The organism is Streptomyces sp. DH12 (genome assembly GCF_020873895.1).
Lineage (GTDB): Bacteria > Actinomycetota > Actinomycetes > Streptomycetales > Streptomycetaceae > Streptomyces.
The window spans coordinates 1-495 of record NZ_JAHWGT010000747.1 but is presented as its reverse complement, the minus strand read 5'-3'; the positions used below and the strand labels follow the sequence as shown (position 1 = coordinate 495).

Genomic DNA, 495 nt, shown 5'->3' with positions numbered 1-495 from the left:
ACACCGCCGAGCTGCCGGAGGCGTCCGGCGAGGCGATCGCCCGCGAGTTCGAGCGGTATCTGCGGCGGCGGGACGGGGCATCGGGCCCACCCGGGGGTCACGCGACCGCGGAGGGGTCCGACGGTGGGCCGTCGTACCGGCGGGACGGGCCCGGTGGCCGGTCTCGGCCGTCCAAGCCGCCTCGGCAGGAGGCGGATCAGGACGGCGACGAGTCGTCCGAGGAGTGACGTGACATGACGAGGGGCCCGTTCTCAAGAGCGGGCCCCTCGTCTTTTTGCGTTGCGCGGCGGGTGCGGCGCCGTTGTGGCTGGTCGCGCGGTTCCCCGCGCCCCTGAGAGGGTGCTGCGGTGGACGCGCCCCGAAGGGGCACGGGGAACTGCGCACCAAGCCCTCATCGCGCGGCGGACAGCATGACCAGTGAACCGTTCCGTCCGCGACAACAGCCGGGGCCCGCCCACAAGGAGGCGGGCCCCGTCCGAGAACCAAGCCCCGCGC

1 pseudogene is annotated in these 495 nt (G+C 74.3%); it reads left to right on the top strand.

Going from position 1 to position 495, the window contains the following annotated elements:
- Positions 1–227 (top strand): annotated as a pseudogene (locus LPA54_RS36850) (PAC2 family protein); the annotation flags it as partial.
- Positions 228–495: the final 268 nt, after the last annotated feature.